Origin of the sequence: Paenibacillus cremeus (assembly GCF_007786445.1) — a bacterium.
GTDB classification, from domain to species: domain Bacteria; phylum Bacillota; class Bacilli; order Paenibacillales; family NBRC-103111; genus Paenibacillus_G; species Paenibacillus_G cremeus.
The window spans coordinates 60,852-85,185 of the sequence record NZ_VNJI01000022.1 but is presented as its reverse complement, the minus strand read 5'-3'; the positions used below and the strand labels follow the sequence as shown (position 1 = coordinate 85,185).

Here is a 24,334-nt window from a genome sequence, read left to right as displayed (position 1 = left end):
GGAACACAGTTCCGCTAAGTCCGCCACTTGGCCATTTTGCAGCCTAATAGCGTACCGTAGTTCCGCTAGGCTAAGGCTAAGACTAAGGTGCCACCCCAAGCGAAAAGGCCACTCCTCGGTCATCATGACCAAGGAGCGGCCTTTTTTTGGCGTGGCGTGATTATCGAGGAACAGGGTACGAATACTTGAGTTCTTCGTCGAACGTGATGTAATCCAGATTGACCATCAGAAGCACATAGCGCATACCGGTTCTTGGATCGCTGATGATGATATGGTCGCGTCCAGCTGCTTCGACTTTCCCTTTGAAAATTTTGGCGTTCCACTGGGAGTTGTTTTCATACGTCATGTAGAACGTACCGATTTTTCCCAGGTTCAAACGCAAAATGTTCTCGATGTACGATTGCTCGAAGCCGCCGCCGATACTCGGCATAGGCACCGCGGTGCCTTGTGATGCAATGGGGGAACCACTCGGTACCGAAGGCGGCATGGAGCTGGTAGGGTGCTGCTGCTGCATGCCTGTGTGGGACATCGGGTAACCGTAGGGAGACATTCCAGTTGGGCTCGTATACATAATTCAGTAAATCCTCCTTCAAATAAGTAAGTCGCGGCCGCCGCCGCATCAGAACGTGTTGTAAATCGCGTTGCATTCTCCTGGTTTCGGCCTATAGAAGCAATGGTTTCTTGAAGCGTCCGACGTTCGGTTGATCCCACCAGTTCTCAGGGCAGTCGCCGGTCGGGCGGAAATACCACAGGGCATTGGTGGCCAGATGCTGACGTTCACCGTTGATCGACCGTTTGGCTAGCCGGATATCCGATTCCCGCGCGCGTTGGTAAGAGTAGCCTGTTTGCGTCGCTTCAAACCCTCCGGGATTTTGATACACCATCTGGGGAATGGTGCGGATGTTTTTGAAGTCGGAACAATCTACACGGACGCGGTTCACACCGACGTTCCCCACCATGAGCATGCCTAAATCGCCTTCGCTTTCCGCCTCTGCGCGCATCAGTCGTGCAAGGAGTTTGATATCTTCGGAGTTGGCTTTAACCACTGCCATACCGCTTGGAATCACTTCCTTCTCCATAGGCTTTAGCACACAATCCATACTATGGTGGAGGTGGGCGTTTGGTGACGACGATTGGGGAAAAAAGGACAATGAGGCAGGAAAATGTCTAGTAAAAGCCGAAGTATAGCTGAAACCGGAACTGGTTTATTTTTCCATGTACCAATCTGGGGGGGGGGTTAGAGATGAAGAAAAAAATGCTGCTCACCTTATTACCTGTATGTATGTTATTCAGTGCCGGAGCCGGAGCAATGGCTGCATCCAATATCCAAGAGGTCAAAGCATTTATCAACAACGAAATCAAATTTACCCTAAACGGGGAAGTCTGGCAGCCAAAAGATAAGGACGATCATCCATTATCCGCGTTGGTCTATGACGGGTCGTCCTATTTGCCGGTTCGGGCCGTTGCGGAGGCCACAGGGCTTTCGATTGATTGGGACGCTGGCAAAATCGCCTTGTCCTCTCTAAAGCCGCAAGCCTTAACAGGGCAATGGGCTGCAAAAACGATTGCGTTTAATGAATTAATCCGTGATCCGGAGCCTCATCCATTGAAAATTCAAGGTGTAGTCTTTGATAGTGGATTAGCGGCAAGCCTGCAGCCGCAGCAGCGTTCAAAAGATACCGAGTCGAGTACGATGAAAACGATTACTTATAGCTTGAATGCCCAGTATGCTTCCCTCGGCGGAAGTGTAGGCATGGATGACCGTTCATGGAAGGGAGTAAATGGATCGATTCGATTTACTGGAGATGGCAGGGAAATACGAAGGGTGTCCGGCTTAAAAAACGGAAATGCACCTGTTCCAGTAGCTTTGGATGTGAGAGGAGTTACCAATCTGACGATCAGCTTTGAAATGGACAATCCGGACCCGTCTTACGGAGTCATTAATCTGGATTTTGTGAACGCGTACTTGTCCAAGTAACTTATAAAAAAATGATCCCCTCTTTTCTGCTTGCTGAGAGGGGATCATTTTTTTAGTTAAGGCGCGTGCCTCTCCAATACCTCTAGATCTCCGCTTTGTCATCGGCCGTCCCTACACCGCCAAATGCTTACGGACCTGCTCCTCGCTGAGCGCGGAGGAGCTGCCCTCGGCCACGATCGTGCCTTTGTCCAGCACGTAGTAATAGTTCGCGATGCTCGTGGCGAACGTCAGGCTCTGCTCGACGAGCAGCACGGCCATCGATCGGCTCGCCTTAATCCTTTCGATGACGCGCTCGATCTCCATCACGATGGACGGCTGGATACCCTCCATCGGCTCATCGAGCAAGAGCAGCTTCGGCTCGGACACCAATGCGCGGGCGATGGCCAGCTGCTGCTGCTGACCGCCGCTGAGGTCGCCGCCTTTGCGCTGCAGCATTTGCTTCAGCACAGGAAACTGCTCGTAGACCGACTCGGGGATTCCCGCCTTGCGCCGCCGGCTGTCGGTCGATTCGAGGCCGAGCAGCAAATTTTCCTCCACCGTCAGCTGCGGGAAAATATCCCGCCCCTGCGGCACGTAGCCGATCCCGGCCTTCGCCCGGCGATCCGGGGGGGACGCCGTCAGCTCGCGTCCGGCATAATGGACCGAGCCGCGCCGGGGCTTGATGAGGCCCATGACGGTTTTCATCAGCGTCGTCTTGCCGACGCCGTTGCGGCCCATCAGGCAGACGACCTGACCAGGCTTCACGCGAAGCGAAATATCCCGCAAAATCATACTTTCTCCATACCCAGCCTCCAGCTCCTTCAGCTCCAAGCCTGCGCCGTCTGTGCCTGTGCTACTCATGCCGTTCCCCTCGCCTTCCTAGGTACACCTCTGCGACCTTGTCGTCGTTCTGGATGTCCTGCATCGTTCCTTCCCGCAGCACCGTACCTTCGTGCATGACAGTCACCGTTTTGGCGAATTGGCGGACGAATTCCATATCGTGCTCCACCACGACCACCGTTTTTTGATCGCTGATCCGGTGCAGCAGTTCGCCCGTTTTTTCCGTTTCGCTGTCGGTCATTCCGGCCGCCGGCTCATCGAGGAGCAGCAGCTCGGGCTCTTGAATGAGCAGCATGCCGATCTCGAGCCACTGCTTTTCGCCGTGGGAGAGGGCGCCGGCCTTTTCCTTCGCCTTGTCCGTCAATGCGATCATCTCCAAATAGTAGTGCAAGCGGCTGCGCTGCTCTGGGGTCGTCTTGGCAACGAGCGTGCTGAGCAAACCGCGCTTTTGACGCATGGACAGCAGCAGATTTTCCTGCACCGTGAGTGTCATGAAAATCGAAGGGGCCTGAAACTTGCGGCCGATACCCAGCTGGGCGATCTGGTGCTCTTGGTGACGGGTGAGGTCCGTTTGCCGGAACAGCACGCGTCCCCCGGAAGGCTTCACCTTGCCGCAGAGCACGTCGAGCAAGGTGGTTTTGCCGGCGCCGTTCGGGCCGATCAAGAAGCGGAGCTCCCCCGCCTCCAGCGAAAAGTCCAGTCCCCGGATGGCCTTGAACCCGTCGAAGTCCACCTCTAGCTGCTCGACCAAGACGATGGGCTCCGAAATCGTTTTTCTAGGTGAAGTTTCATGATAATGCATACGATATCCGCCTCCTTACTGTGGTTTTTCAAGCTCCAGGTCCGTAAAGCCGAGCGGCGGCGATACAGCTGTTTTTAAAGCGGCAGCGGCTTGAACCTCACTTCTGCGGGTCCAATGCTCCAGCCGGTCTTTAAGCGTTCCTACAATGCCTCGAGGTAAAAAGAGCGTCACGACGATAAACATCGCCCCCATCAAAATCGGCCACCACTCCGGGTACGCCTCGCTGAAGGTGGTTTTGGCCGCATTGGTCAGCACAGCGCCGATGATCGCTCCGACGACCGTGGCACGCCCGCCGAGGGCGACCCACAGCACCATCTCGATGGAGGGGACGATGCCCATTTGAGCGGGGGAGATGATGCCTTCCTGGAGGACAAACAGGACGCCTGCTACGCCCGCCAGTCCTGCGGACACGCAGTAGATGAAGACCTTGTAGGCCACCGGATCGAAGCCGATGAAGCGGACCCGGTTCTCGGCGTCGCGGATGGCGACCAGAATTTTGCCCAGCCGACTAGAGGCCAGCCACAGGCACAGCACCAGGGCGATCGCCACAACGGCGACCGTGATGTAGTAGAACGTCAGCTTGGTGGATGCCTCGCCCAGCTTCCATCCGAGGAACGTATCGAAGTTCGTCAGCCCGTTCGTCCCTCCGGTGTACCCCTGCTGCCCGACGAATAGCGTGACCGTAATGATGACGAGCGCCTGCGACAAAATGGAGAAAAAAGAGCCGCGAATCCGGTTGCGAAACGTCAAGTAGCCAAGCGCGAAAGCGACAAGCATCGGCACGAGCAGCGCGAGCAGCAGGGTGAAGCCGGCCGAGTGGAACGGCAGCCAGAACGCCGGCAGCTGCTCGACGCCGCTCCACGACATGAAGTCGGGCAGCTGGCTGCCGGAGGCGGCGAGCTTCAGGTGCATCGCCATGCAGTAGGCGCCGAGCCCGAAGTAGACACCATGCCCCAGGCTGAGGATGCCGGTGTAGCCCCAGATGAGGTCGAGGCCCATGGCCAGCACGGCGTAGGCAAGGAATTTGCCGAGCAGCGACAGCCGGAACTCGGAGAGGAGCGTCGGCGCCAGCAGCAGGATGAGCAGGAGGATGAGGCTGAGTGCGATTTTGATTTTATTGTTGCTGAGGGCAGAGATCATGGTTCAGCACTCCTTTAACAAACCAAATGTTAGTCTAGAGCCCGCGACTTCATCGTCACAAGCCCGGACGGCTTCCACTGCAGGAACGCGATCATCAGCGTGAACACGATGACCTTGCCCAGCGTGGCGCTGGTTGTGTACTCGAACGCCGTGTTCAGCACGCCGATGCCGAGCGCGCCAACGACGGTACCGACCAGCTTGCCGATGCCGCCGAGCACGACGACCATGAACGCGTCGACGATGTAATACGTCCCGATCGACGGCCCGATCGGACCGAGCAAGGTCAGCGCGCAGCCGGCGATGCCGGCCATGCCGGAGCCGAAGGCGAATGCCTGCGCATCGACGCGCCGCGTCGAGATGCCGAGGCAGGATGCCATGCTGCGGTTTTGCATAACCGCCTGCATGCTGCGGCCCCCGCGGGTGTGATACAGATACAAGTAGATGATCAGGATGCAGACGACGACCAGCGCGATGATGAACAGCCGCTTATAGGGCAGCGTCAGGTCGCCGCCGACGGTGATCGCGCCTTCGAGCCAGGCCGGGGCTTTCACTGCCACGTTCGGTGCGCCAAAAATGCTCCGTGCCAGCTGCTGCAGCACCAGGCTGACGCCCCAGGTGGCGAGCAGGCTGTCGAGCGGCCGCCCGTACAGGTAGCGGATGAGCAGCACCTCCAGCAGCCAGCCGATGACGAAGGCGGCGCCAAAGGCGACGAACAGGGATAGCACAAAGTAAAAGCCGAACACGGAGGACGGTAGCATTTTTTGAAACAGCTGCTGGATCGTATAGGCCATGTAGGCGCCGATCATGATGAACTCGCCGTGCGCCATATTGATGACGTTCATGAGGCCGAACGTAATGGCGAGCCCGAGCGCGATCAAGAGCAGGATGGAGCTGAGGGAAATGCCGTTGAACAGCTGAAGCAGCAGTAAGCTCATAGCAGGGAAGCCTCCTCCTTCGCGAGTAGAGCGGTGCCGGAACGCATAGGGACTGCCCTAAGGCAGCCCCAGTCACGCCGGTTCTCTCTCGATTTTTACTTGGTTACGGCGGCGCCCCAAGGGTAGGTTTTCAGGAACGGGTCCGGCTTCACCGGCTGCCCGGAGTTCCATACCTCTTTGAACATCCCGTCGGCCTGCACTTGACCGATGCGCACCGTTTTGTAGATATGCTGATTCTCACCGTCGATTTTGACCTTGCCTTCCGGGGAGCTCCATTCCAGCCCTTTGGCGGCTTCTTTCACTTTATCCACATCGAAGGAGCCGGCCTTTTTCACAGCCTCCGCCCACAGGTACACACCGGTATAGGCAGCTTCGATCGGGTCGTCGGTGACGCGGTCTTTCCCGTATTTCGCTTTGTAGGCTTCGACGAATTTTTTGTTCTCAGGCGTGTCGGTGGTTTGGTAGTAGTTCCAAGCCGCATAGTGGCCCTCAAGAATCGAAGCGCCGATGCCGCGAATTTCTTCTTCCGCGATACTAACGGATAATGTGGTCAAATCCTTGGCCGTAATGCCCGCATCCTTCAGCTGCTTGAAAAAGGCTACGTTACTGTCACCGTTGAGTGTATTGAAGACGACGTCCGGCTTTTCCTTTTTAATTTTGCTGATGATGGTGTTGTAGTCGGTGTGTCCGAGCGGGGTGTATTCTTCGGCAATCAGCGTGCCGCCTTCCGCTTTCAGCTGCTCTTTAATAATCTTGTTGGCGGTTCTAGGAAAAACGTAGTCGGAGCCGAGGAGGAAAAATTTCTTGCCTTTGTTCTGAAGCAGCCAGGAAACGGCGGGGACGATTTGCTGGTTTGTGGTGGCGCCCATGTAGAAAATGTTCGGTGAGGCTTCCAGGCCTTCATATTGTACGGGATAGAAGAAAAGTCCTTTGTTCTGCTCGACAACAGGGAGTACGGCTTTACGGCTCGCGGAGGTCCATCCGCCGAAGGTGACGACGGCTTTGTCTTTTTGGATCAGCTTCTTCGTCTTCTCCGCGAAGGTCGGCCAGTCGGAGGCGCCGTCTTCGACGATCGGCTTCAGCTGCTTGCCCAGCACGCCGCCCGCTTTGTTGATTTCCTCGATCGCCATCATTTCCGCGTCCTTCACGGATACCTCGCTGATCGACATCGTTCCGGTTAAGGAATGAACGATCCCTACGGGGACAGTGTTGTCTCCACTAGAGCTTGCAGCTGGCGCAGCCGTATCGGTCTTTTTCTCTGGTGCTGCGGCCGGCTTCGTGTCGCTGGCGCATCCGGCCAGCAGGGCTGACAGCGTCAAGGAGACAGCCATCAAAGCAGTGAACTTATTTCTTTTTCGCAACATTCGATCCACTCCCCTAAAATTTGGTATGTAGTATGGTTACACGCCTTATGATAGTCAAATGTAATATATATGTCAATATAGATAACATAAGTTTGTGAAAATAAATATTTTCGTGTTTTCACCTGGAATTATGTTATTTAATGTGTCATATTATTAAGATTTCCGCCTAAAACCTAAACTCTCATTGATAATTAATGTCATGAAATATTACATAAGTTATTTACAGGTACTGGAATGACGAATATAATAAACCTATAGCAGGCGAAATATTCGTGTTTAGCTCAGGCTTACTTATGATGCTGGCTTTCTTATGGAAAGCCCTTAGGAGGGACTCATGAACCTGACAGAGAGGGAAAAAGAGAAGCTGCTCATTACGGTTGCGGCGGATTTGGCCCGCAGGCGGCTGCAGCGCGGAGTGAAGCTGAATTACCCTGAGTGCGTCGCACTGATCACCTCGGAAATTATGGAGGGAGCCCGCGATGGCATGACCGTGTCCCAGCTGATGCAGTTCGGTACGACCGTGCTGAAGGCGGAGCAGGTAATGGAAGGCGTGCCGGAAATGATCCATGAGGTGCAGGTGGAGGCCACGTTTCCGGATGGCACCAAGCTGGTGACCGTGCATCAACCGATTCGTCGGTGATAGTTTAATGTTAACTTACATCACATAAAAAAGTGAGAGGGGGCGAATCACCATGATTCCAGGCGAATATCGGGTAAAAGCAGGGACAGTGGAGCTGAACCAAGGGAAAGCGACGACGGAGCTTGTCATCATTAATACCGGAGACCGCCCGGTGCAGGTCGGTTCGCATTACCATTTCTTTGAGGTGAACCGCGCGCTCACGTTTGACCGCGAAGCGGCTTTCGGCATGCGCTTGGATATTCCAGCCGGTACGGCCGTTCGATTCGAGCCTGGGGAGGAAAAGCCGGTGCGGCTGGTCGAGTTGGGGGGAGAGCGGTTGTCCTACGGCTTGAACGGCTTGTCCGCAGGCAAGGCGATTCGCGGAGCGCTCCCGGAGCGCGTTCGCATCCGGCTGACCGAATGGGAGGAGGGGGTGTAGATGACGCAGATGGATCGCAAATCCTACGCTCTCATGTTCGGGCCGACCGTAGGCGATGCCGTGCGGTTGGCGGATACCGAGCTGTGGGCGGAGGTTGAGCACGACTACACGGTGTACGGGGATGAGTGCAAGTTCGGCGGCGGGAAGGTCATTCGCGACGGCATGGGGCAGTCCAGCCGGCATACCCGCGACCAAGGCGTGCTTGATACACTCATCACGAACGCGCTCATCATTGACCACTGGGGCATCGTGAAGGCGGATATCGGCCTGAAGGACGGACTGATCGTCGGGATCGGCAAGGCTGGCAACCCGGACATTATGGACGGCGTGCACCCGAACATGATCGTGGGCGCTTCGACGGAGGTAATCGCAGGCGAGGGCAAAATCATCACCGCCGGCGGCATCGACACGCATATCCATTATATATGCCCGCAGCAGATCGAGACGGCGCTCGCCTCCGGCGTGACGACGATGATCGGCGGCGGTACGGGACCTGCGGCGGGCACAAGCGCCACGACGTGCACTCCCGGTGCATGGCACATGCACCGGATGCTGGAGGCGGCGGAGGCGTTCCCGATGAACCTCGGGTTCACCGGCAAGGGCAACGCCGCCTTTCCCGAGCCGCTCGCCGAGCAGGTCGAGGCGGGCGCGATCGGGCTCAAGCTGCACGAGGACTGGGGCACCACCCCGGCCGCGATTGACGCGTGCCTCGGGGTAGCGGACCGTTACGACGTGCAGGTGGCCATTCACACGGACACGCTGAACGAGTCCGGGTTCGTGGAAGATACCATCAAAGCGATCGGCGGCCGCACGATCCACACGTACCACACGGAAGGCGCCGGGGGCGGGCATGCACCGGATATTATCCGGATCGCCTCCGAGCTGAACGTGCTGCCTTCCTCCACGAACCCAACCCGCCCGTATACGATCAATACGGTGGAGGAGCATCTCGATATGCTGATGGTATGTCATCATTTGGACAGCCGCATCCCGGAGGACGTAGCCTTCGCGGATTCGCGGATTCGTCCCGAGACGATTGCGGCGGAGGACATCCTGCACGACCTGGGCGTGTTCAGCATGATCAGCTCCGATTCGCAGGCGATGGGACGTGTCGGCGAGGTGATCATCCGCACGTGGCAGACGGCGGACAAGATGAAGCAGCAGCGCGGCCATCTGCCGGCACCGGAGGCTGCCGCTGCCGTCGCGCAAAGCGCCGACGCCACCGATAACTTCCGCATCAAACGCTACATCGCCAAATATACGATCAATCCGGCGATCACGCACGGCATTGGACATTTAGTCGGCTCGGTGGAGGTCGGCAAGCTCGCTGATCTGGTCGTCTGGTCCCCGGCGTTCTTCGGCGTCAAGCCGGATCTGGTGCTCAAAGGCGGCCTCATCGCCTTCGCCCAGATGGGCGATCCGAACGCCTCGATCCCGACGCCGCAGCCGGTGTTCGGCCGCCCGATGTTCGGCGCCTTCGGCCGTGCGCTGAACCACTGCATCACCTTCGTGTCGCAGGCAGCCTATGATGCCGGTGTTCACCGCGAGCTCGGCCTGCAGAAGCGCGTCGAGCCGGTGAAAAACTGCCGCAGAGTCACCAAGAAAGACATGATTCATAACGGCGAGACGCCGAAGCTGGAGGTCAACCCGGAAACGTACGAGGTCAAGGTGGACGGCGCTGCTATCACCTGTGAGCCTGTCAGCGTGCTGCCGATGGCTCAGCGCTATTTTCTTTTCTAACTAATGGAGGGGTGTACAACCGTGTCAATCTCTCCTGCCAACTTCTCATGGCTCGCCTATACGCAGCTGCTCGATTCGGCGCTGCCGATCGGCGGCTTTTCGCACTCGTTCGGGCTGGAGACGCTCGTGCAGGACGGCCGGATCGAGCGGCCAGAGCAGCTGAAGCACTACATCGAGGCCATGCTGTTCCACAGCTGGGGCCCCGTCGACGCGCTGGCTGTCAAGGCCGTGTACCTGCTGGCGCCGGAGGAGCGCTGGCCTGAGCTGTGGCACGTCGACCGGCTGCAGCATGTGCAGCGCGCGGCCGCGGAGACGCGGGAGGGCGTCGCCAAGATGGGGCGCCGCCTGTACCAGCTCGCGCGGGCGATCTACCCCGAGCTCGCGTGGGAGCCCCTGGCCGGGGCGATGCAGTCGCAGCGCTGCATCGGCACCCACCCGCTGATCCACGGCTGGATCAGCCGGCAGCTCGGCACGCCGCTCACGACAGCGGCCGAAGGCTATCTATACACGTGCACCATGACGTGTATCAACAGCGGGCTGCGGCTCATGTCCCTCGGCCAAACCGACGGCCAGCGGCTGCTCGCGGCGCTGCTGCCCGCCATCTCTGCAGCCTGGCAGGCGGCTGCGCACCTGGACCCGCTGGAAGACGGGTACGGCAGCACGCCGCAGGCGGAAATCGCGATGATGCGGCACGAGGGGCTGTATTCCCGATTGTTCATGTCCTAACCCTAACGATCATTCAACTTAAATAAGGAGGCTGGCGCATATGTGTCAAGGAGGCGCGCATCATCATCATGAGTGGGAGAAACCGGAGCAGGGACGTTTGAATCGTCCGCTGCGGATCGGGATCGGAGGGCCGGTCGGCTCGGGCAAAACCGCGCTCGTCGAACGGCTGGCCCGCAAGCTGAACCATAAATACAGCATCGCCGTCATCACCAACGACATTTATACGAAGGAAGACGCCAACATCCTGATCCGTTCCGAGGCGCTGCCTGCCGAGCGCATCATTGGAGTGGAGACAGGCGGCTGCCCGCATACGGCGATCCGCGAGGACGCATCGATGAACTTCGAGGCGATCGAGGAGCTGGAGCGGCGGTTCGACAAGCTGGACATGATCTTCATCGAGAGCGGCGGCGACAACCTGGCGGCGGCATTCAGCCCCGAGCTGGTGGATCGCTTCATCTATATTATCGACGTGGCCCAAGGGGAGAAGATCCCGCGCAAAGGCGGCCCCGGCATCATGCGCTCCGACATGCTGATCATCAACAAAATCGACCTGGCGCCCCACGTCGGTGCCAGCCTGCAGGTAATGGAAGAGGACACGAAAAAAATGCGCGGCGAAAAGCCGTTCATTTTCTCCAACCTGTTTAGCGGGCAGGGCCTGAGCGATATTGTCGACTGGGTAGAGCACGAATACAGCCATGCCTGAGCGGGTGACGGGAGCGATCTCGGCCACTTTCACAGCGGAAACTCCGTCTACGCGGACACAGCTGCAGCACCACGCGCAAGCCTATCCGCTAAAAATCGCCAAAACGTTCCCCTTCGACCACAACCAGCTCGGCGTCTACGTGATGGATGCGTCCCCCGGAGTGATGGCGGGTGACCGGTACGAGCTGAGCTGGCGTTTCGGCGAGGGCACGAACGTGTACATCACGAACCAGTCGTACACCAAGGTCCACCCCGCCCGCAAAAATGACACCGACCCAGCCAGCCCCAGCAGTCAGCGGCAGCAGCTAAGCCTCGCAGCAGGCGCGTACGTCGAATATATGCCTGAGCCGCTGATGCTGTATAAGGACGCGCATTTCCTGAGCGAGGCCGAGGTGCGGATGGAGCCGGGCGCGGCGCTGATCTGGAGCGAAATCGTCTGTCCGGGGCGGACGCATCGCGGAGAGCTGTTTCAGTATGAGCGATTCGTGAGCCGGATGACCGTCTGGTACGCGGAGGAGCTGATCTTCAGCGCGCGGCAGCGTATCGAGCCAACGGCCACGCAATCGCCGCAAGCCCTCAGCCGATGGGATAACTCCACCCATCTCGGAACGCTGTACTTGTTTTCCAATCAGGCTGGCCCCCAGCTCGTGGAAGGGCTGCGGGAGAAGCTGGACACCTTATCCCAAGCCAAGCCAGGTCTGTATTGCGGCGTAAGCCTCACCTACAAGCATGGGCTAGCGGTTTCGGTGCTGGGATCCCGGGTGTACGAGATCGCCAATCTGCTGACCGCAGCGTGGGAGCACATCCGAAAGGACGCCTTCCATAAGCCATCGCTGCTTGTCCCTAAGTAAGCGCATACGCATCACTGACCGTTCGTTCCAGTCCTTTGGGCAGGAATCGCCGAGTCGGGGATGCGTTATTTTTTTGCTTAATAATGGGAATAACAACATATCGACAATATTTTGAACACCAGGCTCAGTTGGTTGTCAAACGAGGTGCAGGTTGCTATTATTAAGGGGATGTGTTAAGGGTTAGCATGTGTGCCTACGGACACAGAAGGGGGTAACACAAATGAAAGATCAACTAAGCCTTGAGCTAGGTGCTGAGACGGCTGCAGCGGCTGCGGAGACGACCGTGACCGCGACCGAGTCGGCCGGATGGAGAGATTTCGTCCAATTGGCCAAGCCCGGGATTCTTTTTTCCAATTCCATTACAGCATTCGGCGGCTTCTGGGTCGCATCCAAATGGAATATCGACTGGCTGCTCATGATATACACGATTGTCGGCACAGCGCTGGTCATGGCATCGGGCTGTGTGCTAAACAATTACTTGGACCGGGAAATGGACACGAAGATGGCCCGGACGCAGAAGCGTGCGCTCGTGGTAGGTAAGGTAGCGCCGAATACGGTGCTTGTGTATGGCATTATTCTGGGCATTATCGGGCTGACCGTCCTATGGTTCGGCACGAATCCGATGGCTGCACTGCTCGGCTTGATCGGACTGTTCGCCTATGTTTGGATTTATACCGCTTGGTTTAAGCGTACCTCGGTTTGGAGCACGTTCGTGGGCAGCTTTTCGGGTGCAATACCTCCGATGATCGGCTACTGTGCCGTGCATCCGGATATCGACGCCGGCGCGCTCATCTTGTTCGGCATCTTGTTCCTGTGGCAGCCGCCGCATTTCTGGGCGCTCGGCATTCGCCGCATGGAGGAGTATCGCGCAGCAGGCTTCCCGCTGCTTCCAGTAGTGCGGGGCACGTACACGACGAAGATCAGCATGGTCCGCTACATTGTGCTGCTCGTTCCGGTTTCGCTCTTGCTGTACATTTACGGCTATGTAGGCTCGATTTATTTCTTCGCAGCCACCGCGATGGGCTTGTATTGGGCGTTTCTCAGCTTGAAGGGCTTTAAGGCGGAGGACGAAGTGGCGTGGGCGAAGAAGATGTTCATTTTCTCGATTAATTATTTGACGCTGCTGTTCATTATTATGGTTGTTAACACGATCTAGGCAGGAATTAGTTCAGTTGATTGGGTCCCATGGCGCTTCACGGCACGTGGGATTTATTTTTTAATTCGAAAGGCTGGTTGAAGCATCCATGCAAAGCAAAGGCTTCAGATTCGTCATTATTTTATTGCTAATTGGGCTCATCGGAACACTCGGGTATATGCTGGTCAAGGGACCGGAGAAGAAGATCGGCATCCTGCAAAAGGCACCGGACTTCAAGCTGGAGAACTTGGACGGCAAACAGGTCTCGCTTGCGGACACGGCGGGCAAAGCGAAGCTGGTATATTTCTTCTATTCTACTTGTCCTGATGTTTGTCCCGCGACGACCTTCACGATATCGAAAATTCAAAACAAGCTGATCGAAAAAGGCGTCTTCGGAAGCAAAACAGCGATCATGTCGATCTCCTTCGATCCGAAGAATGATACGCCAGAGCAGCTGAAGAAATTTTCCGATAGCTATCACGCGGATTACAAAGGCTGGTATTTCCTGCGCGGCGAAGAATCAACCGTCTTTGATCTGGCCAAAAAATTCGGCGTCCTGCTCGTCAAAGACCCACAAACCGGTGCGTTCACGCACAGCAATTTGATCCTGCTGGTCGATGGCAAGGGCAACCTGCGGACATACTACGACGGCAACGATGCAGATGTAAATATCGATAAAATTGTGAGCGACTTGATCCAAATCAGCAAAGAGTAGACAGAATCGACCGGGGGACTGAAGTCCAATCATGAGTTATTTCTCACATATTTTACTCAATAATGTCATCCCGCTTACCATTATGATCGCCATCGGGATCGTTTTGTACCGGGTGTTCAAGCTCGATATTAAGACGCTGTCGAAGCTGAATTTTTACTTGTTCTCGCCCTCGATCATGTTCAAAATGCTGTACGAATCGAGCCTGTCGTTGGCGGTGCTGGGGAAGACGCTGCTGTTTTTTTGCATCTACTTTATCGTGATGTTTCTGATCGTCGAGCTGGTCATCCGGCTGCGTGGGTATCGAGGCGGGATGGTGACGGCGATGCGCAACAGCGTTATTTTTTACAACAGCGCCAACTATGCGATTCCGCTCAATCAGCTGGTGTTTGTCGGCGATCCGTTCACGCTGTCCATTCAGATCATCATCATGATGATGCAGAGTCTGCTGCCGAACACGTATGGCATCTACTCGGTGAACGCGAACAAGAAAAGCGAACTGAAGGCCACGCTGCGCACCATTCTAACCTTGCCGGTCATTTATGTTATCCCGCTGGCGTTTCTGATGAAAGGCTTCCACATTCCGGTGCCGGGGTCGATTTACACGACGGTCAACTATGTGGCCAACGGCTTTATTGCAACGGCGCTCCTGACGCTCGGGGTTCAGCTGGGCAGCATGAAATGGAAGTTCAATTTCTCCGATGTCATGCTCTCCAACGTGCTGCGGCTTCTGATCGGACCTGCGGTCGGCTTCGGGGTCGTCATGCTGATGGGCATTCACGGTGTGATGGCGCAAGCGCTGGTCATGTCCTGTGCCGTCCCAACGTCGCTTAGCAGCGTTCTCATCGCGGTCGAATACGACAATGAGCCGGAGTTCTCGTCGCAGGCGGTGTTTTCTTCCACGATTTTTAGTATTTTTACCGTGACGATGGTCATCTATTTAATCAAGTTCATCTCGTGATTTTAAAAGGTCGGGTGCACCGGGGGATAGACGATAAATTCCTCGAGCCCGGCCTTTTCTAGCTGCTGGATCAAGTATTCCTCCGGAGTGCCTTCGACTCCTGCATAGCCGCGGCGCGTATAGATTTGTTCGGCGTCAGGGAAGGCGTCGCGCAGGATGCCGCGGATTTTTTTGCCCGAGGAATCGTTGTCGGTGAACAGGTAGATCTCCCGGGTGCCGACTTTTTTTCTCAGCTCCTCCAGCCGCTCTGTATTCAAAGAACCGTAGGTGCACAAGATGGTGACCTCCTCGGTTAACAAGCCCCGCAATCGGCTCTTATCGTTCTTGCCTTCGACGATGATAGCGATGGACATGAACATTCCTCCATTCTAGCTTCTTGGTGCCCACAGGATGACGGACACGCCTAAGAGACAGATGGCCGCTCCGATCCAATCGTACAGATCCGGCGTTTTCTTATCGATCAACCAACCCCAGAGAACAGCCAAAACGACGAACACGCCGCCGTAGGCCGCATACACCCGCCCGAACGAGGGGAAGCTCTGCAGCGTAGGGATGATCCCGTACACGATGAGGATGAAGCTCCCGACCAGGCCATACCAGAGCGGCTTTGACTCCCGCAGCCAGAGCCATACCATATAGCCTCCGCCAATTTCGGCCAGCCCGGCCAGCACAAATATGAACCACGCGAGCAGCATATCCATTCCCCCTGACCTTCAAAAAGCTGACGTTTTTGCAGACAACGCTTCCGCACGGGAATGTTTTCTTAGGATGGCTCATTTTGTTCCATAATACCATGAGATTGTGGATTGCAAATAAAGAGTTATTGTCGAAACGTGCCGCTGTCCTTATAATAGGCCTAACCGACCGGCCCCACACGGTCCAATCCTAGCGCTGACGGCGGGAGGCTGCCTCTATGTTTTATACCCTTCGAAACCGATTAATTGCATTTTTCGTGCTGCTGCTGGTGTTTTCCTTCGGGACGATGTCCTATTTCCTGTTCAACGAATCCCGGTCTATCATCCGTTCTTATATCGAATCCTCCGCGCTGGAAAAAATGGACGAGTACGGCTCGTTCATCGACATGGCGTTGACCCAAATGTATGATTTATCCTCTCTTGTATTCAACAGCAATACGACGAAAAGCTGGGACATCGCCTTGTCCGATCCGGCCCTTCCGCAAGGGGAGAAGATGCTGGCGAGCCTTACGATGAGCCAATTTCTGACGCAGGCGACCAACAATTACTCCGGCGTATCCTCAATTTCCTTGTACCGCCGAGATGGGCTGCGTGTAAGCGCTGACAATCAGGTGGTTTCAGAAACATCTTTTTTGCAGGAGCCGTGGTATCAAAATTTCGTGAATCACGGGCAGCAGTGGGTGTCGTCGCATGCGGATCCGGTGGAGACGTCGCGGTTTAGGTCGTACCAGGTCGTCAGCCTGCTGCTGCCGATCGGAGCCTTCGATCCCATGCAATCCCGCAGCATGATGAAGGTGAATGTGAGCACCGACTTTTTCCTGCAGCCGCTGAATCGGATTCATCTGGGGGACACCGGCACGATCTTCCTGCTCGACCCTAACGGGCGACCCATTCTGCCTCAGTCGGAGTATGACACGCATACTGCTGCCATCCCACAGGTCCAGAGTCTATTGTCGGCTGGCCGGAGTGCGCAGGGAGTCGTCTATTTGAAAAATGAACATGGCCAGTCGGAAATATTGGTGTACAAAAAGCTGAAGCTAAACGACTGGATGCTCGTCGGCATCGTCCCCGAGGTGGACCTGTACGGGAAGCTGTTTAAGCTGCGGACGACGATCATCGTCTTCTCCGCACTGCTGCTGCTCTGCGCCGTGATCGTTGCAACGTGGCTGTCCTATGGCATCTCAAAGCCGCTCTCTCGCCTGACTTCCGCGATGCGCTTTGTCCAGCAGGGCGACTTCGTCAAAGCGGAAAGCCGCATTCCTGCAGAGGGACGCGTCAGCGGCGAGGTGGAGTATGTGACCTTGAGCTTCCGCAACATGGTCGCGCAGCTGCGAACGCACATCAAAACGGAGTTTGAGCTGAAGCTGCTGCGCCAGCAGGCAGAGTACAAGGCACTGCTCATGCAGATCAATCCGCATTTCCTGTTCAATACGCTGGAGCTGCTGAGCAGCCTTGCCCTGCAGCGCCGGACGCAGGACACGGTCAAGGTGATCGAAGCGCTGGGCGCGATGCTTCGCTTCTCGCTGCACATCAGCAGTGATTTGGTGACGCTGCAGGAGGAGCTCAAATATGTGCGGCATTATGTCGCCATTCTGCAAATTCGGTTTGGCGACCGGCTGAAGATTGCTTTGAACGAAGAGGGGGATCCGTCGGGACGCCGTGAGGTGGTGAAGTTCATCGTACAGCCGCTGATCGAAAATGCGGTCAAGTACAGCTTCCGTCACCAGGCCATCGCCGAGGTGTCGATTGACGTGCGCTGCACGAAGGAGGCCGTACTGCTGACGGTCACGGATAACGGGCCCGGCATTCCGCAGGAGGTCGCCGCCCAGCTGGCGGCCGAATCGTCCGCGCTGCAGCTGGATCAGGTGCTGAGCAGCGGCTCGCGGCAGATCGGCCTGCGCAATGTGCTGGCGCGCTGCCGGCTGTATTACGGGACAGGCTTTACCTACGCCATTCGTTCGGCCGAGGGCCAGGGGACCTCGATCGAATTAAGCTTGCCGATCCAGGAGGGGAATCGATAATGTACCGTGTATTGATCGTAGATGACGAGCCGGAAATCCGCCATGGATTGCTGCTGAAAATCAATTGGGAGGAGCTGGGCATCCTCCTTGCCGGAGAAGCCTCCCATGGGTCGGAGGCGTTGGAGCGACTCGCGTGCGAGCCGATCGACATCGTGATGACGGATATGAATATGCCGGTCATGGATGGGGTGTCATTCCTCGAAGCCTGCCAGGAGCAGTACCCGTCCTTGCGTCTGCTGGTTATTACCGGCTACGAGGATTTTCATTATGCGAAGGTGGCGATCAAGAGCCACGTCCGGGATTACTTGCTGAAGCCGGTTGCTCAGGAGGAGCTGAACAACGCTTTAAGCAAGGTGGTGCAGGAGCTGAAGCAGGAGAGGAATCGCCGCGACGAGCAGGCGACCGTGCAGTGGAAGCTGTCCCAGCTGTACCGGGAAAATAAGGAGCACTTCCTTGTTCATCTGGTCAGGGAGGAGCTGCCAAGGAACGGCAGCGGTTCGCTGAGCGAACGGTTTAAGCTGTTCGAGCTGGAGGGGCTGGGGCAAAGCGCTGTTCGTTTTGTAACAGCGGGCCTCGTGAAACGCGCAGAGGCTGAGGGCGACAACGGGCGGACGCCGGAGCGGCTGAGGACGCCGTTCGAGATGCTGATCCGGGAATTCGCGGAGTCGTATGCCGCCGAGCTGCAGCCTGCAGTGTTCCGCGACCCCAGCTATCCCGGGCTGGTTCACGTCATCCTGCCGGGAGAGGCGGAAGCGTTCGTTCGAGAGCTTCGCGATTGTGTTCAGCAGCACTTGGGCTTCGAGCCGGCGGTCGGCGTCGGCCGGCAGGTAACGGGCTTCCAGGAGTGGAAGGAAGCCTATTCGTCCGCGCTGCTCGCGTGGAGCATGGAGGCCGGAGGCGCAGAGAAGGCGCCGGCAGAAGCCGACGCCGCATTGCCCGCCGATTTCGCCAAGCTGATCCAGCGCTGCCTGTCCCGCGGCGAGCTTGAGGCCTTCGCGAAGGCGATCGAGCAGGAGCTGCGCTCGGCTTACCAGGAATCGCGCGTGCGCTTCGTGAAGCGGATCTTCCAGCTGTATTTGCTGCTGGAGGCGGAAGCGGCCTCAGCTGCGGAGCGGTCGACGACGCTCAGCGACGGCGAGCAGCTGTGGGTGCGGCCCGACCTCGTATGGGCGCTGGATACGGTGGAGAAGGCAAAGGAGTATTTGCTGCGGCTGGCTTCAGGAATGCAGCAGCCTTCGGACGAGGACGATCCGGATCGCTCGCTCCTTCAGACGGCGCGGCAATATATCGATGAGAACTACAATTACGATTTGAACCTAACGATGCTGGCGGAGCGGTTCAACTACCATCCTTCGTACTTTTCGGAGCTGTTCAAAGCCAAGGTCGGCAAAACGTTCATCCAATATTTGACCGAGGTGCGGATGGCAAAGGCCGTTCGTCTCTTGGAGGATACCTCACTCAACCTGTGGGATATCGCGGAGCTGACCGGCTTTTCCAACGCCAGCTATTTCAGCTCCAAATTCAAGAAAATGTACGGTGTGACGCCGTCGGAGTACCGAAGCAAGCCCATCTGAAAAAATTAATAGCGAAGTGCCGAAGAAATAGCATTCAACAACCGGCTTCCGACTCGTATCATTGGGATTATCATCAGATCATCAGTCACCATCACTATGACGAAACGGGAAGTGGATGCTATGCAAACGGTACGCAAAACCTATGACAGGCGGCAAACTCGGACCGCCTATTTCTTTTTACTCCCATGGCTGATCGGGTTCTTTTGTCTGACGCTCGGTCCCATGCTGGGGTCGCTCTACTTGTCGCTGAGCAAGTTCAACCTGCTCACGCCGCCGGCGTGGATTGGGCTGGACAACTATGCGCATATTTTTAGCGATGATCCCTCCTTTCTGCACTCGCTCAAGCTGACGTTCACCTACGTCATCTTTTCCGTGCCGCTGCGGCTCGTCTTCGCCTTGCTCGTGGCGATGGCGCTCAATCAAGGCATCCGGGCGCTGGGCATCTACCGGACGGTCTACTACATTCCGTCGCTGCTCGGCGGCAGTGTGGCCATTGCCATCGTTTGGCGGAAGCTGTTTGACGGCGACGGGCTGGTCAATCATTTTCTGAGCTGGTTCGGCATCAAAGGGCCGGCATGGATCGCGCATCCCGACTATGTGCTCTCCACGATCGTGACGCTGGCGGTGTGGCAGTTCGGCTCGGCGATGGTCATCTTCATGGCCGGCTTGAAGCAAATCCCTGCGGATTTGTACGAGGCCGCTCAAGTGGACGGCGCGGGTCCGATCAGCCGGTTTGCGCGCATTACGCTGCCGATGCTGTCGCCGGTCATTTTTTTCAATCTGGTCATGAGCATCATTAACTCCTTCCAGGTGTTCACTCCGGGCTTTGTGATCGGGGACGGCCGGGGCGGGCCGATCGATTCGACGCTATTTTACACGCTGTACCTGTACCTGAAGGGCTTCTCCTTCTTCGACATGGGCTATGCCTCCGCGCTGGCGTGGATCATGCTGTTCATAATCGCTGCATTTACGGCCATCGTCTTCCTGACCTCCAAGTATTGGGTGTTCTACGGAGATGAAAAGAGCGCAAAGGAGTGACACCCACATGCAAACGACACCAATGACACCCACCATGGGGCAAAAAGCAAGTATGCTCCGAATCGGCAAACACACTCTGATCATCATACTTGGTCTTTTAATGCTATATCCGGTGCTGTGGCTCTTGTTCAGCTCGTTTAAGCCGAATCAGCTCATTTTCTCGGATACAAGCCTGTGGCCGAAGGAATGGACGCTGAGCAATTACGCGAACGGCTGGAAGGGCCTGCAGGGCATCTCGTTCGGAACCTTTTTTGCCAATTCGGCTCAAATCTCGATCGCATCGGTGCTGGGGAATATCGTAACGTGCTCGCTGGCGGCGTTTGCTTTTGCCCGGCTGGAGTTCCGCTTCAAAAAGCTGTGGTTCTCCCTGATGCTGGTGACGATCATGCTTCCGTATCACGTTACGCTGGTGCCGCAGTACACGATGTACAACTATTTCCACTGGATTAATACGTATTATCCGCTCATTATCCCGAAATGGCTGGCGCATGACTCGTTCTTCATCCTTCTGATGGTGCAATTTATTCGGGGGCTGCCCAAAGAGCTGGACGAGAGCGCAACGATCGACGGCTGCGGGTACGGCCAAATTTATTTGCGCATTATTCTGCCGCTGCTGCTGCCTGCGCTCATTACGACTGCGATCTTTACGTTCATTTGGACGTGGGACGATTTTTTCAGCCAAATGATCTACTTGAACAACATCAAGCTGTTCACGGTTCAGCTCGGCATCCGTTCGCTGTTCGACCCTTCGGGACAGTCGGATTGGGGGGCGCTGCTCGCGATGTCGGTGCTGTCGCTGCTGCCGATCATGACGATTTTCTTCAGCTTTCAGCGGTACTTCGTGGAAGGGATCTCGACGACGGGGATCAAATAGCGGAGGCAATCCGAAATTTTTGATAGCCAAGTGCCGAAGAAATTCCATTCACCGGGGGCTGGGTCTGCTATACGATGAAGGAGTCAGAGGCTTGAAACTAATGAGCAGGGGGACATAAGCAATGAAAAAACGTTGGGTAGTATCGGCTTTGGCGGGGATGATGGCAATCGCGACGGCTTGCTCCGGCGGCACGGGCGGCGGACCTCAGGGTGGTGCGGCAGCTCCGTCCCAGTCCGGGACAAGCGGCGGTACGGCCGCAGCTGGCGGCAGCGGGGAAAAGGTAGAGCTGCGCATCATGTGGTGGGGCGACCAGAAGCGCGCCGACCGCACGAATGAAGCGCTGCGCAAGTTCGAGGAGAAAAATCCGAACATCAAGGTCGTAGGCGAATTCGCACCGAGCTCGGGCTATTTCGATAAGCTGAACACGATGCTGGCTTCGGGCACGGCTCCGGATGTCTTTTTCCTCGGCGGGAACGTAGTGGATTATGCGAATAAAAACGTGCTGCTCGAGCTGGATCCGTATGTCGGCAAAGAGCTGAACCTCTCCGACATGGATAAATCGATGATCGAATACGGCACGTTCAAAAATAAACTGCTGCACGTCTCCGCAGGAGCGAATGCAAGGGGCATCGTCATTAACACGGAGCTGTTCAAGAAGGCGGGCATCGAGGCTCCGAAGGACGGCTGGACGTGGGATGATTACGCCCGGATCTCCAAGGAAATTTCGGCAAAGCTTGGCAAGGATGTGTTCGGCACGTACAACTTTACGGTGGACGGCATGGACATCTTTTTGAAGCAGCGCGGCAAGCAGCTGTACGACATGGACAACGGCAAGCTGGGCTTCGATCAAAAGGACGTTGAGGAATGGTTCAACTACTGGAGCGCAATGTCCAAGGCGGGTGGAGTCGTTACGCCGGAGCTGCAGGTGTCGAATCCGCCGACGGATACGAGCAAGTCGCTCGTGGTGACCGGCAAGGTGGCGATGAGCCTGATTGCCTCCAACCAGCTGGGCGCTCATCAGAACCTGATTAAGGATAAGCTTGAGCTAGTACAGCTGCCGCGCGGTCCGAAAGGGACCGGGGTCGTCTTCGAGTCCAGCCAAGGGCTGTCCGGCTATGCGAAGACGAAGCATCCGAAGGAAGTCGCGATGCTGATGAACTACTGGATCAACGATCCGGATGCAGCGAAAATTCTCGGCAACGACCGGGGTGTTCCGGTGACTTCCAAGATGCGCGATCTGCTCAAAAAGGATGCCGATCCGATCGACCAAATCATCTACGACTACACCAGCCGGGTGTCCGATGCGACGAAGAAAGAGCCGTTCAAGGTCAGCTATAACCCTCCGGGATTCACGGAATATTCCAAGCTGGCGGATACGACGGTGCAGGAAATCGGCTTCGGCAAGAAAGATGTTAAGAAAGGCGTAGAGGATTTTTATAGCGGCACGGTGAAGATTTTTAATAACAACAAATAGGGAAGATTTGGAAATAGGCTGCCGGCGGCAGTCTGTTTCTTTTCCATGGGAGGCTGTACTAGCGATGAGCGAGAAGGTATTGGAACGACTGCGTGGATTGACGGTGACGGATCGCATCGGCGAGCTGGGCAAGGCATCGGATGGGCCGGTGCTGGAGGAGTGGCTGCGTTCGGGCGTTAAATTTGCTTCGGTATCCGGGCGGTTGGAAGGGAATTACTATGCGGCGCTTCGCAAGCTGTTCGACTGCATCGTACCGACGCTGGGGGACGCTCCGGTGCTGCATGAAGGGGGCATCTACCTCGGCTGCTGGATGGAGAGCACGGGGACGATTAATACAGAGCTGCTGTCGCGGTTTTTGCCGAGCGTCTCGGAGGATACGTACCAGCTATTCGCGGACTACCAGAAGGACGACGGGCAAATGCCGTATAAGGTGACGGAGCACGGCCCGGCCTATCGGCAGATTCAGACGGTGACGCCGCTCGCCCGCTGCGTGTGGAATCATTATGAGTTGAACGGGCGGAGCAAGGCCTTTTTGCAAAAAATGTACGATGCGATGGCACGGTACGACGAGTGGCTTGTGACGTATCGGAACACCCGGGGCACCGGCTGTGTGGAGGCGTTCTGCACGTTCGATACGGGGCACGATCTGTCGCCGCGCTTCTGGCATGTGCCGGATACGGGGCATTTGGATGATGCCCGGCAGTATAACCCGGACTCGCCGATTTTGCCGTTCTTGGCGCCGGATTTGACGGCGAATGTGTACTGCCAGCGCGGCTACCTGTCACGGATGGCTCGGGAGCTGGGCGATGAGCAGGCGGCGGCAGAGTGGAGCGCGAAGGCCGAGCAGAGCCTGGGGAGCTTGTTTGCGCACTGCTACGATGAGGCGGATGCTTTCTTCTATGACCGGGACCGCAATGGCGAGCTCGTTCGCGTCCAATCGGATGTGCTGCTTCGCGTGCTTGCTTGCGAGGTAGGGGACCGTGAGTTTTTTGATGCGGCGCTGCAGCGGTATTTGCTGAATACGAGCAAGTTTTTCGCCAAGTATCCGTTCACGTCAATTGCGATGGACGATCCGCGGTTCGATCCGTTCTCCAGCTATAACACCTGGGCGGGGACATCCAATTTCCTAAGCATCATCCGCACGCCGCACGCGTTCGAGCATCATCACCGGTACGTAGAGCTGACGTGGGTGCTGAATCCGATTTTGACCGCTTTGGCGCAGATGACGCGTTTTGCCCAAACGGTTAGCCCTTGGAACGGCAAGGAAGGCTTCACGGAGACGTATTCACCGGCGCTGTTGTGTTTGCTCGACTTTGTGGAGCGGCTGTGCGGGATTTTGCCAAGGCCTGACGGGGAACTGTGGTTCACGGCATTGGTACCGTATCCGCAGGATCACGGGGAGAACATGGCTCCGGAAACCGGCTACAGCCGGGTTGTCGATGGTGTCACGTTCGAGTTCGTTACGACGCGTGAAGGGGCCACGGCTTATCGAAACGGAGAGGCGTATTTGCGCTTGCCGTTTGGGACGAGAGCGGTGACAGATCGCCAAGGACGGCTAAAGGCGATCATTGGGATGAGTGTGCGTACGATCGAGGGGACGGTATGGTATGAAGGGCAGGAATTCGCTCTAACGGTGAAGGGCAATGAGCAGGTGGAGCTGCTGGATGGCCGATTGGTGAGCGTGCGAGATATCGGCGTGATTACGCCGACGTATCGGTAGGCTGGGGAGAAGCTG

General features: G+C 56.6%; 24 protein-coding genes and 1 pseudogene. 16 read left to right on the top strand and 9 right to left on the bottom strand.

Translation table 11 applies throughout. From position 1 onward, the window contains the following. Positions 1-160: 160 nt before the first annotated feature. The gene (gerQ, locus tag FPZ49_RS18235) at positions 161-571 is read right to left on the bottom strand and encodes a spore coat protein GerQ (protein WP_144849582.1); all 411 of its coding nucleotides are present in this window, start codon (positions 569-571) and stop codon (positions 161-163) included. Positions 572-619: 48 nt separating this feature from the next. After that, a pseudogene (locus FPZ49_RS18230) lies at positions 620-1,052 on the bottom strand (cell wall hydrolase). Between the two features lie 191 nt (positions 1,053-1,243). Between FPZ49_RS18230 and FPZ49_RS18225 the strand changes: the two are divergent. Beyond that, positions 1,244-1,978, top strand: coding sequence for an NPCBM/NEW2 domain-containing protein (locus FPZ49_RS18225; RefSeq protein ID WP_144849580.1), 735 nt, complete (start codon positions 1,244-1,246; stop codon positions 1,976-1,978). Between the two features lie 111 nt (positions 1,979-2,089). Here the strand turns inward: FPZ49_RS18225 and urtE are convergent, their stop codons facing one another. The 5 genes from urtE to urtA all read right to left on the bottom strand — a co-directional run bounded on the left by urtE (position 2,090) and on the right by urtA (position 7,005). Next, positions 2,090-2,818 carry an urea ABC transporter ATP-binding subunit UrtE gene (gene urtE / locus FPZ49_RS18220; protein ID WP_144849578.1) on the bottom strand — a complete coding sequence of 243 codons (729 nt, stop codon included), beginning with the start codon at positions 2,816-2,818 and terminating at the stop codon, positions 2,090-2,092. Continuing rightward, positions 2,811-3,599, bottom strand: coding sequence for an urea ABC transporter ATP-binding protein UrtD (gene urtD, locus FPZ49_RS18215; RefSeq protein WP_144849576.1), 789 nt, complete (start codon positions 3,597-3,599; stop codon positions 2,811-2,813). The genes urtE and urtD overlap by 8 nt, the downstream gene beginning before the upstream one ends. Positions 3,600-3,614: 15 nt before the next feature. Beyond that, positions 3,615-4,739, bottom strand: coding sequence for an urea ABC transporter permease subunit UrtC (gene urtC / locus FPZ49_RS18210; RefSeq protein ID WP_144849574.1), 1,125 nt, complete (start codon positions 4,737-4,739; stop codon positions 3,615-3,617). 29 nt (positions 4,740-4,768) lie between these two features. After that, complete coding sequence (gene urtB / locus FPZ49_RS18205; protein ID WP_144849572.1) at positions 4,769-5,674, bottom strand: urea ABC transporter permease subunit UrtB; 906 nt, start codon at positions 5,672-5,674, stop codon at positions 4,769-4,771. A gap of 95 nt (positions 5,675-5,769) precedes the next feature. Beyond that, positions 5,770-7,005, bottom strand: a complete 1,236-nt coding sequence (urtA, locus tag FPZ49_RS18200; RefSeq protein WP_391563834.1) for an urea ABC transporter substrate-binding protein — start codon at positions 7,003-7,005, stop codon at positions 5,770-5,772. Between the two features lie 367 nt (positions 7,006-7,372). Between urtA and FPZ49_RS18195 the strand changes: the two genes are divergently transcribed. The 9 genes from FPZ49_RS18195 (at position 7,373) to FPZ49_RS18155 (ending at position 14,923) form a co-directional block, all read left to right on the top strand. Further along, positions 7,373-7,678, top strand: a complete 306-nt coding sequence (locus FPZ49_RS18195) for an urease subunit gamma (RefSeq protein WP_144849568.1) — start codon at positions 7,373-7,375, stop codon at positions 7,676-7,678. Positions 7,679-7,730: 52 nt separating this feature from the next. Further along, on the top strand, positions 7,731-8,096 hold the full coding sequence (locus tag FPZ49_RS36835; protein ID WP_144849566.1) for an urease subunit beta: 366 nt from the start codon (positions 7,731-7,733) through the stop codon (positions 8,094-8,096). Further along, complete coding sequence (gene ureC, locus FPZ49_RS18185) at positions 8,097-9,836, top strand: urease subunit alpha (protein WP_144849564.1); 1,740 nt, start codon at positions 8,097-8,099, stop codon at positions 9,834-9,836. It begins immediately after the preceding gene. A gap of 21 nt (positions 9,837-9,857) precedes the next feature. Further along, positions 9,858-10,562, top strand: coding sequence for an urease accessory protein UreF (locus FPZ49_RS18180; protein ID WP_261381475.1), 705 nt, complete (start codon positions 9,858-9,860; stop codon positions 10,560-10,562). A 40-nt stretch (positions 10,563-10,602) separates the two neighbouring features. Then, complete coding sequence (gene ureG, locus FPZ49_RS18175) at positions 10,603-11,265, top strand: urease accessory protein UreG (protein WP_144849560.1); 663 nt, start codon at positions 10,603-10,605, stop codon at positions 11,263-11,265. Continuing rightward, positions 11,258-12,115 (top strand): urease accessory protein UreD, encoded by an 858-nt coding sequence (locus FPZ49_RS18170; protein WP_144849558.1) that lies wholly within the window; start codon positions 11,258-11,260, stop codon positions 12,113-12,115. Before ureG ends, FPZ49_RS18170 begins: the two co-directional genes overlap by 8 nt. Before the next feature lie 220 nt (positions 12,116-12,335). Then, positions 12,336-13,271, top strand: coding sequence for a heme o synthase (gene cyoE, locus FPZ49_RS18165; RefSeq protein WP_144849556.1), 936 nt, complete (start codon positions 12,336-12,338; stop codon positions 13,269-13,271). A gap of 88 nt (positions 13,272-13,359) precedes the next feature. Then, positions 13,360-13,965 (top strand): SCO family protein, encoded by a 606-nt coding sequence (locus FPZ49_RS18160; RefSeq protein ID WP_144849554.1) that lies wholly within the window; start codon positions 13,360-13,362, stop codon positions 13,963-13,965. Positions 13,966-13,996: 31 nt separating this feature from the next. After that, complete coding sequence (locus tag FPZ49_RS18155; protein ID WP_144849552.1) at positions 13,997-14,923, top strand: AEC family transporter; 927 nt, start codon at positions 13,997-13,999, stop codon at positions 14,921-14,923. Between the two features lie 2 nt (positions 14,924-14,925). On the opposite strand, the gene FPZ49_RS18150 is transcribed toward FPZ49_RS18155, so the two are convergent. Together FPZ49_RS18150 and FPZ49_RS18145 are read right to left on the bottom strand one after the other, a co-directional pair. Beyond that, positions 14,926-15,276 (bottom strand): toprim domain-containing protein, encoded by a 351-nt coding sequence (locus FPZ49_RS18150; RefSeq protein WP_144849550.1) that lies wholly within the window; start codon positions 15,274-15,276, stop codon positions 14,926-14,928. A 15-nt stretch (positions 15,277-15,291) separates the two neighbouring features. Next, on the bottom strand, positions 15,292-15,618 hold the full coding sequence (locus FPZ49_RS18145) for a YnfA family protein (protein ID WP_144849548.1): 327 nt from the start codon (positions 15,616-15,618) through the stop codon (positions 15,292-15,294). Positions 15,619-15,836: 218 nt separating this feature from the next. On the opposite strand from FPZ49_RS18145, the gene FPZ49_RS18140 reads away from it, so the two are divergent. The 6 genes from FPZ49_RS18140 to FPZ49_RS18115 all read left to right on the top strand — a co-directional run bounded on the left by FPZ49_RS18140 (position 15,837) and on the right by FPZ49_RS18115 (position 24,319). After that, on the top strand, positions 15,837-17,639 hold the full coding sequence (locus FPZ49_RS18140) for a cache domain-containing sensor histidine kinase (RefSeq protein WP_144849546.1): 1,803 nt from the start codon (positions 15,837-15,839) through the stop codon (positions 17,637-17,639). Then, positions 17,639-19,213 (top strand): response regulator transcription factor, encoded by a 1,575-nt coding sequence (locus tag FPZ49_RS18135; RefSeq protein ID WP_261381474.1) that lies wholly within the window; start codon positions 17,639-17,641, stop codon positions 19,211-19,213. The genes FPZ49_RS18140 and FPZ49_RS18135 overlap by 1 nt, the downstream gene beginning before the upstream one ends. A 120-nt stretch (positions 19,214-19,333) precedes the next feature. After that, entirely contained in the window at positions 19,334-20,251 is a 918-nt protein-coding gene (locus FPZ49_RS18130) for a carbohydrate ABC transporter permease (protein ID WP_144849542.1), read from the top strand. A 34-nt stretch (positions 20,252-20,285) separates the two neighbouring features. After that, on the top strand, positions 20,286-21,125 hold the full coding sequence (locus tag FPZ49_RS18125) for a carbohydrate ABC transporter permease (RefSeq protein WP_144849616.1): 840 nt from the start codon (positions 20,286-20,288) through the stop codon (positions 21,123-21,125). Between the two features lie 121 nt (positions 21,126-21,246). Next, the gene (locus FPZ49_RS18120) at positions 21,247-22,599 is read left to right on the top strand and encodes an ABC transporter substrate-binding protein (RefSeq protein ID WP_144849540.1); all 1,353 of its coding nucleotides are present in this window, start codon (positions 21,247-21,249) and stop codon (positions 22,597-22,599) included. A 64-nt stretch (positions 22,600-22,663) separates the two neighbouring features. Beyond that, a complete protein-coding gene (locus FPZ49_RS18115) occupies positions 22,664-24,319 on the top strand; it encodes an MGH1-like glycoside hydrolase domain-containing protein (protein WP_144849538.1) in 1,656 nt (551 codons plus the stop codon). The last annotated feature ends 15 nt before the right edge of the window (positions 24,320-24,334 follow it).

Bases quoted from the DNA above. Each gene is read 5' to 3' on its own strand.
- FPZ49_RS18145 (WP_144849548.1), bottom strand. From the start codon at position 15,618: ATGCTGCTCGCGTGGTTCATATTTGTGCTGGCCGGGCTGGCCGAAATT.
- urtB (WP_144849572.1), bottom strand. From the start codon at position 5,674: ATGAGCTTACTGCTGCTTCAGCTGTTCAACGGCATTTCCCTCAGCTCC.
- FPZ49_RS18160 (WP_144849554.1), top strand. From the start codon at position 13,360: ATGCAAAGCAAAGGCTTCAGATTCGTCATTATTTTATTGCTAATTGGG.
- cyoE (WP_144849556.1), top strand. From the start codon at position 12,336: ATGAAAGATCAACTAAGCCTTGAGCTAGGTGCTGAGACGGCTGCAGCG.
- FPZ49_RS18225 (WP_144849580.1), top strand. From the start codon at position 1,244: ATGAAGAAAAAAATGCTGCTCACCTTATTACCTGTATGTATGTTATTC.
- FPZ49_RS18115 (WP_144849538.1), top strand. From the start codon at position 22,664: ATGAGCGAGAAGGTATTGGAACGACTGCGTGGATTGACGGTGACGGAT.
- ureG (WP_144849560.1), top strand. From the start codon at position 10,603: ATGTGTCAAGGAGGCGCGCATCATCATCATGAGTGGGAGAAACCGGAG.
- FPZ49_RS18130 (WP_144849542.1), top strand. From the start codon at position 19,334: ATGCAAACGGTACGCAAAACCTATGACAGGCGGCAAACTCGGACCGCC.
- ureC (WP_144849564.1), top strand. From the start codon at position 8,097: ATGACGCAGATGGATCGCAAATCCTACGCTCTCATGTTCGGGCCGACC.
- FPZ49_RS18125 (WP_144849616.1), top strand. From the start codon at position 20,286: ATGGGGCAAAAAGCAAGTATGCTCCGAATCGGCAAACACACTCTGATC.
- FPZ49_RS18155 (WP_144849552.1), top strand. From the start codon at position 13,997: ATGAGTTATTTCTCACATATTTTACTCAATAATGTCATCCCGCTTACC.
- urtD (WP_144849576.1), bottom strand. From the start codon at position 3,599: ATGCATTATCATGAAACTTCACCTAGAAAAACGATTTCGGAGCCCATC.
- FPZ49_RS18150 (WP_144849550.1), bottom strand. From the start codon at position 15,276: ATGTCCATCGCTATCATCGTCGAAGGCAAGAACGATAAGAGCCGATTG.
- FPZ49_RS18195 (WP_144849568.1), top strand. From the start codon at position 7,373: ATGAACCTGACAGAGAGGGAAAAAGAGAAGCTGCTCATTACGGTTGCG.
- urtC (WP_144849574.1), bottom strand. From the start codon at position 4,739: ATGATCTCTGCCCTCAGCAACAATAAAATCAAAATCGCACTCAGCCTC.
- FPZ49_RS36835 (WP_144849566.1), top strand. From the start codon at position 7,731: ATGATTCCAGGCGAATATCGGGTAAAAGCAGGGACAGTGGAGCTGAAC.
- gerQ (WP_144849582.1), bottom strand. From the start codon at position 571: ATGTATACGAGCCCAACTGGAATGTCTCCCTACGGTTACCCGATGTCC.
- FPZ49_RS18140 (WP_144849546.1), top strand. From the start codon at position 15,837: ATGTTTTATACCCTTCGAAACCGATTAATTGCATTTTTCGTGCTGCTG.
- FPZ49_RS18120 (WP_144849540.1), top strand. From the start codon at position 21,247: ATGAAAAAACGTTGGGTAGTATCGGCTTTGGCGGGGATGATGGCAATC.
- FPZ49_RS18135 (WP_261381474.1), top strand. From the start codon at position 17,639: ATGTACCGTGTATTGATCGTAGATGACGAGCCGGAAATCCGCCATGGA.
- FPZ49_RS18170 (WP_144849558.1), top strand. From the start codon at position 11,258: ATGCCTGAGCGGGTGACGGGAGCGATCTCGGCCACTTTCACAGCGGAA.
- urtE (WP_144849578.1), bottom strand. From the start codon at position 2,818: ATGAGTAGCACAGGCACAGACGGCGCAGGCTTGGAGCTGAAGGAGCTG.
- urtA (WP_391563834.1), bottom strand. From the start codon at position 7,005: ATGGCTGTCTCCTTGACGCTGTCAGCCCTGCTGGCCGGATGCGCCAGC.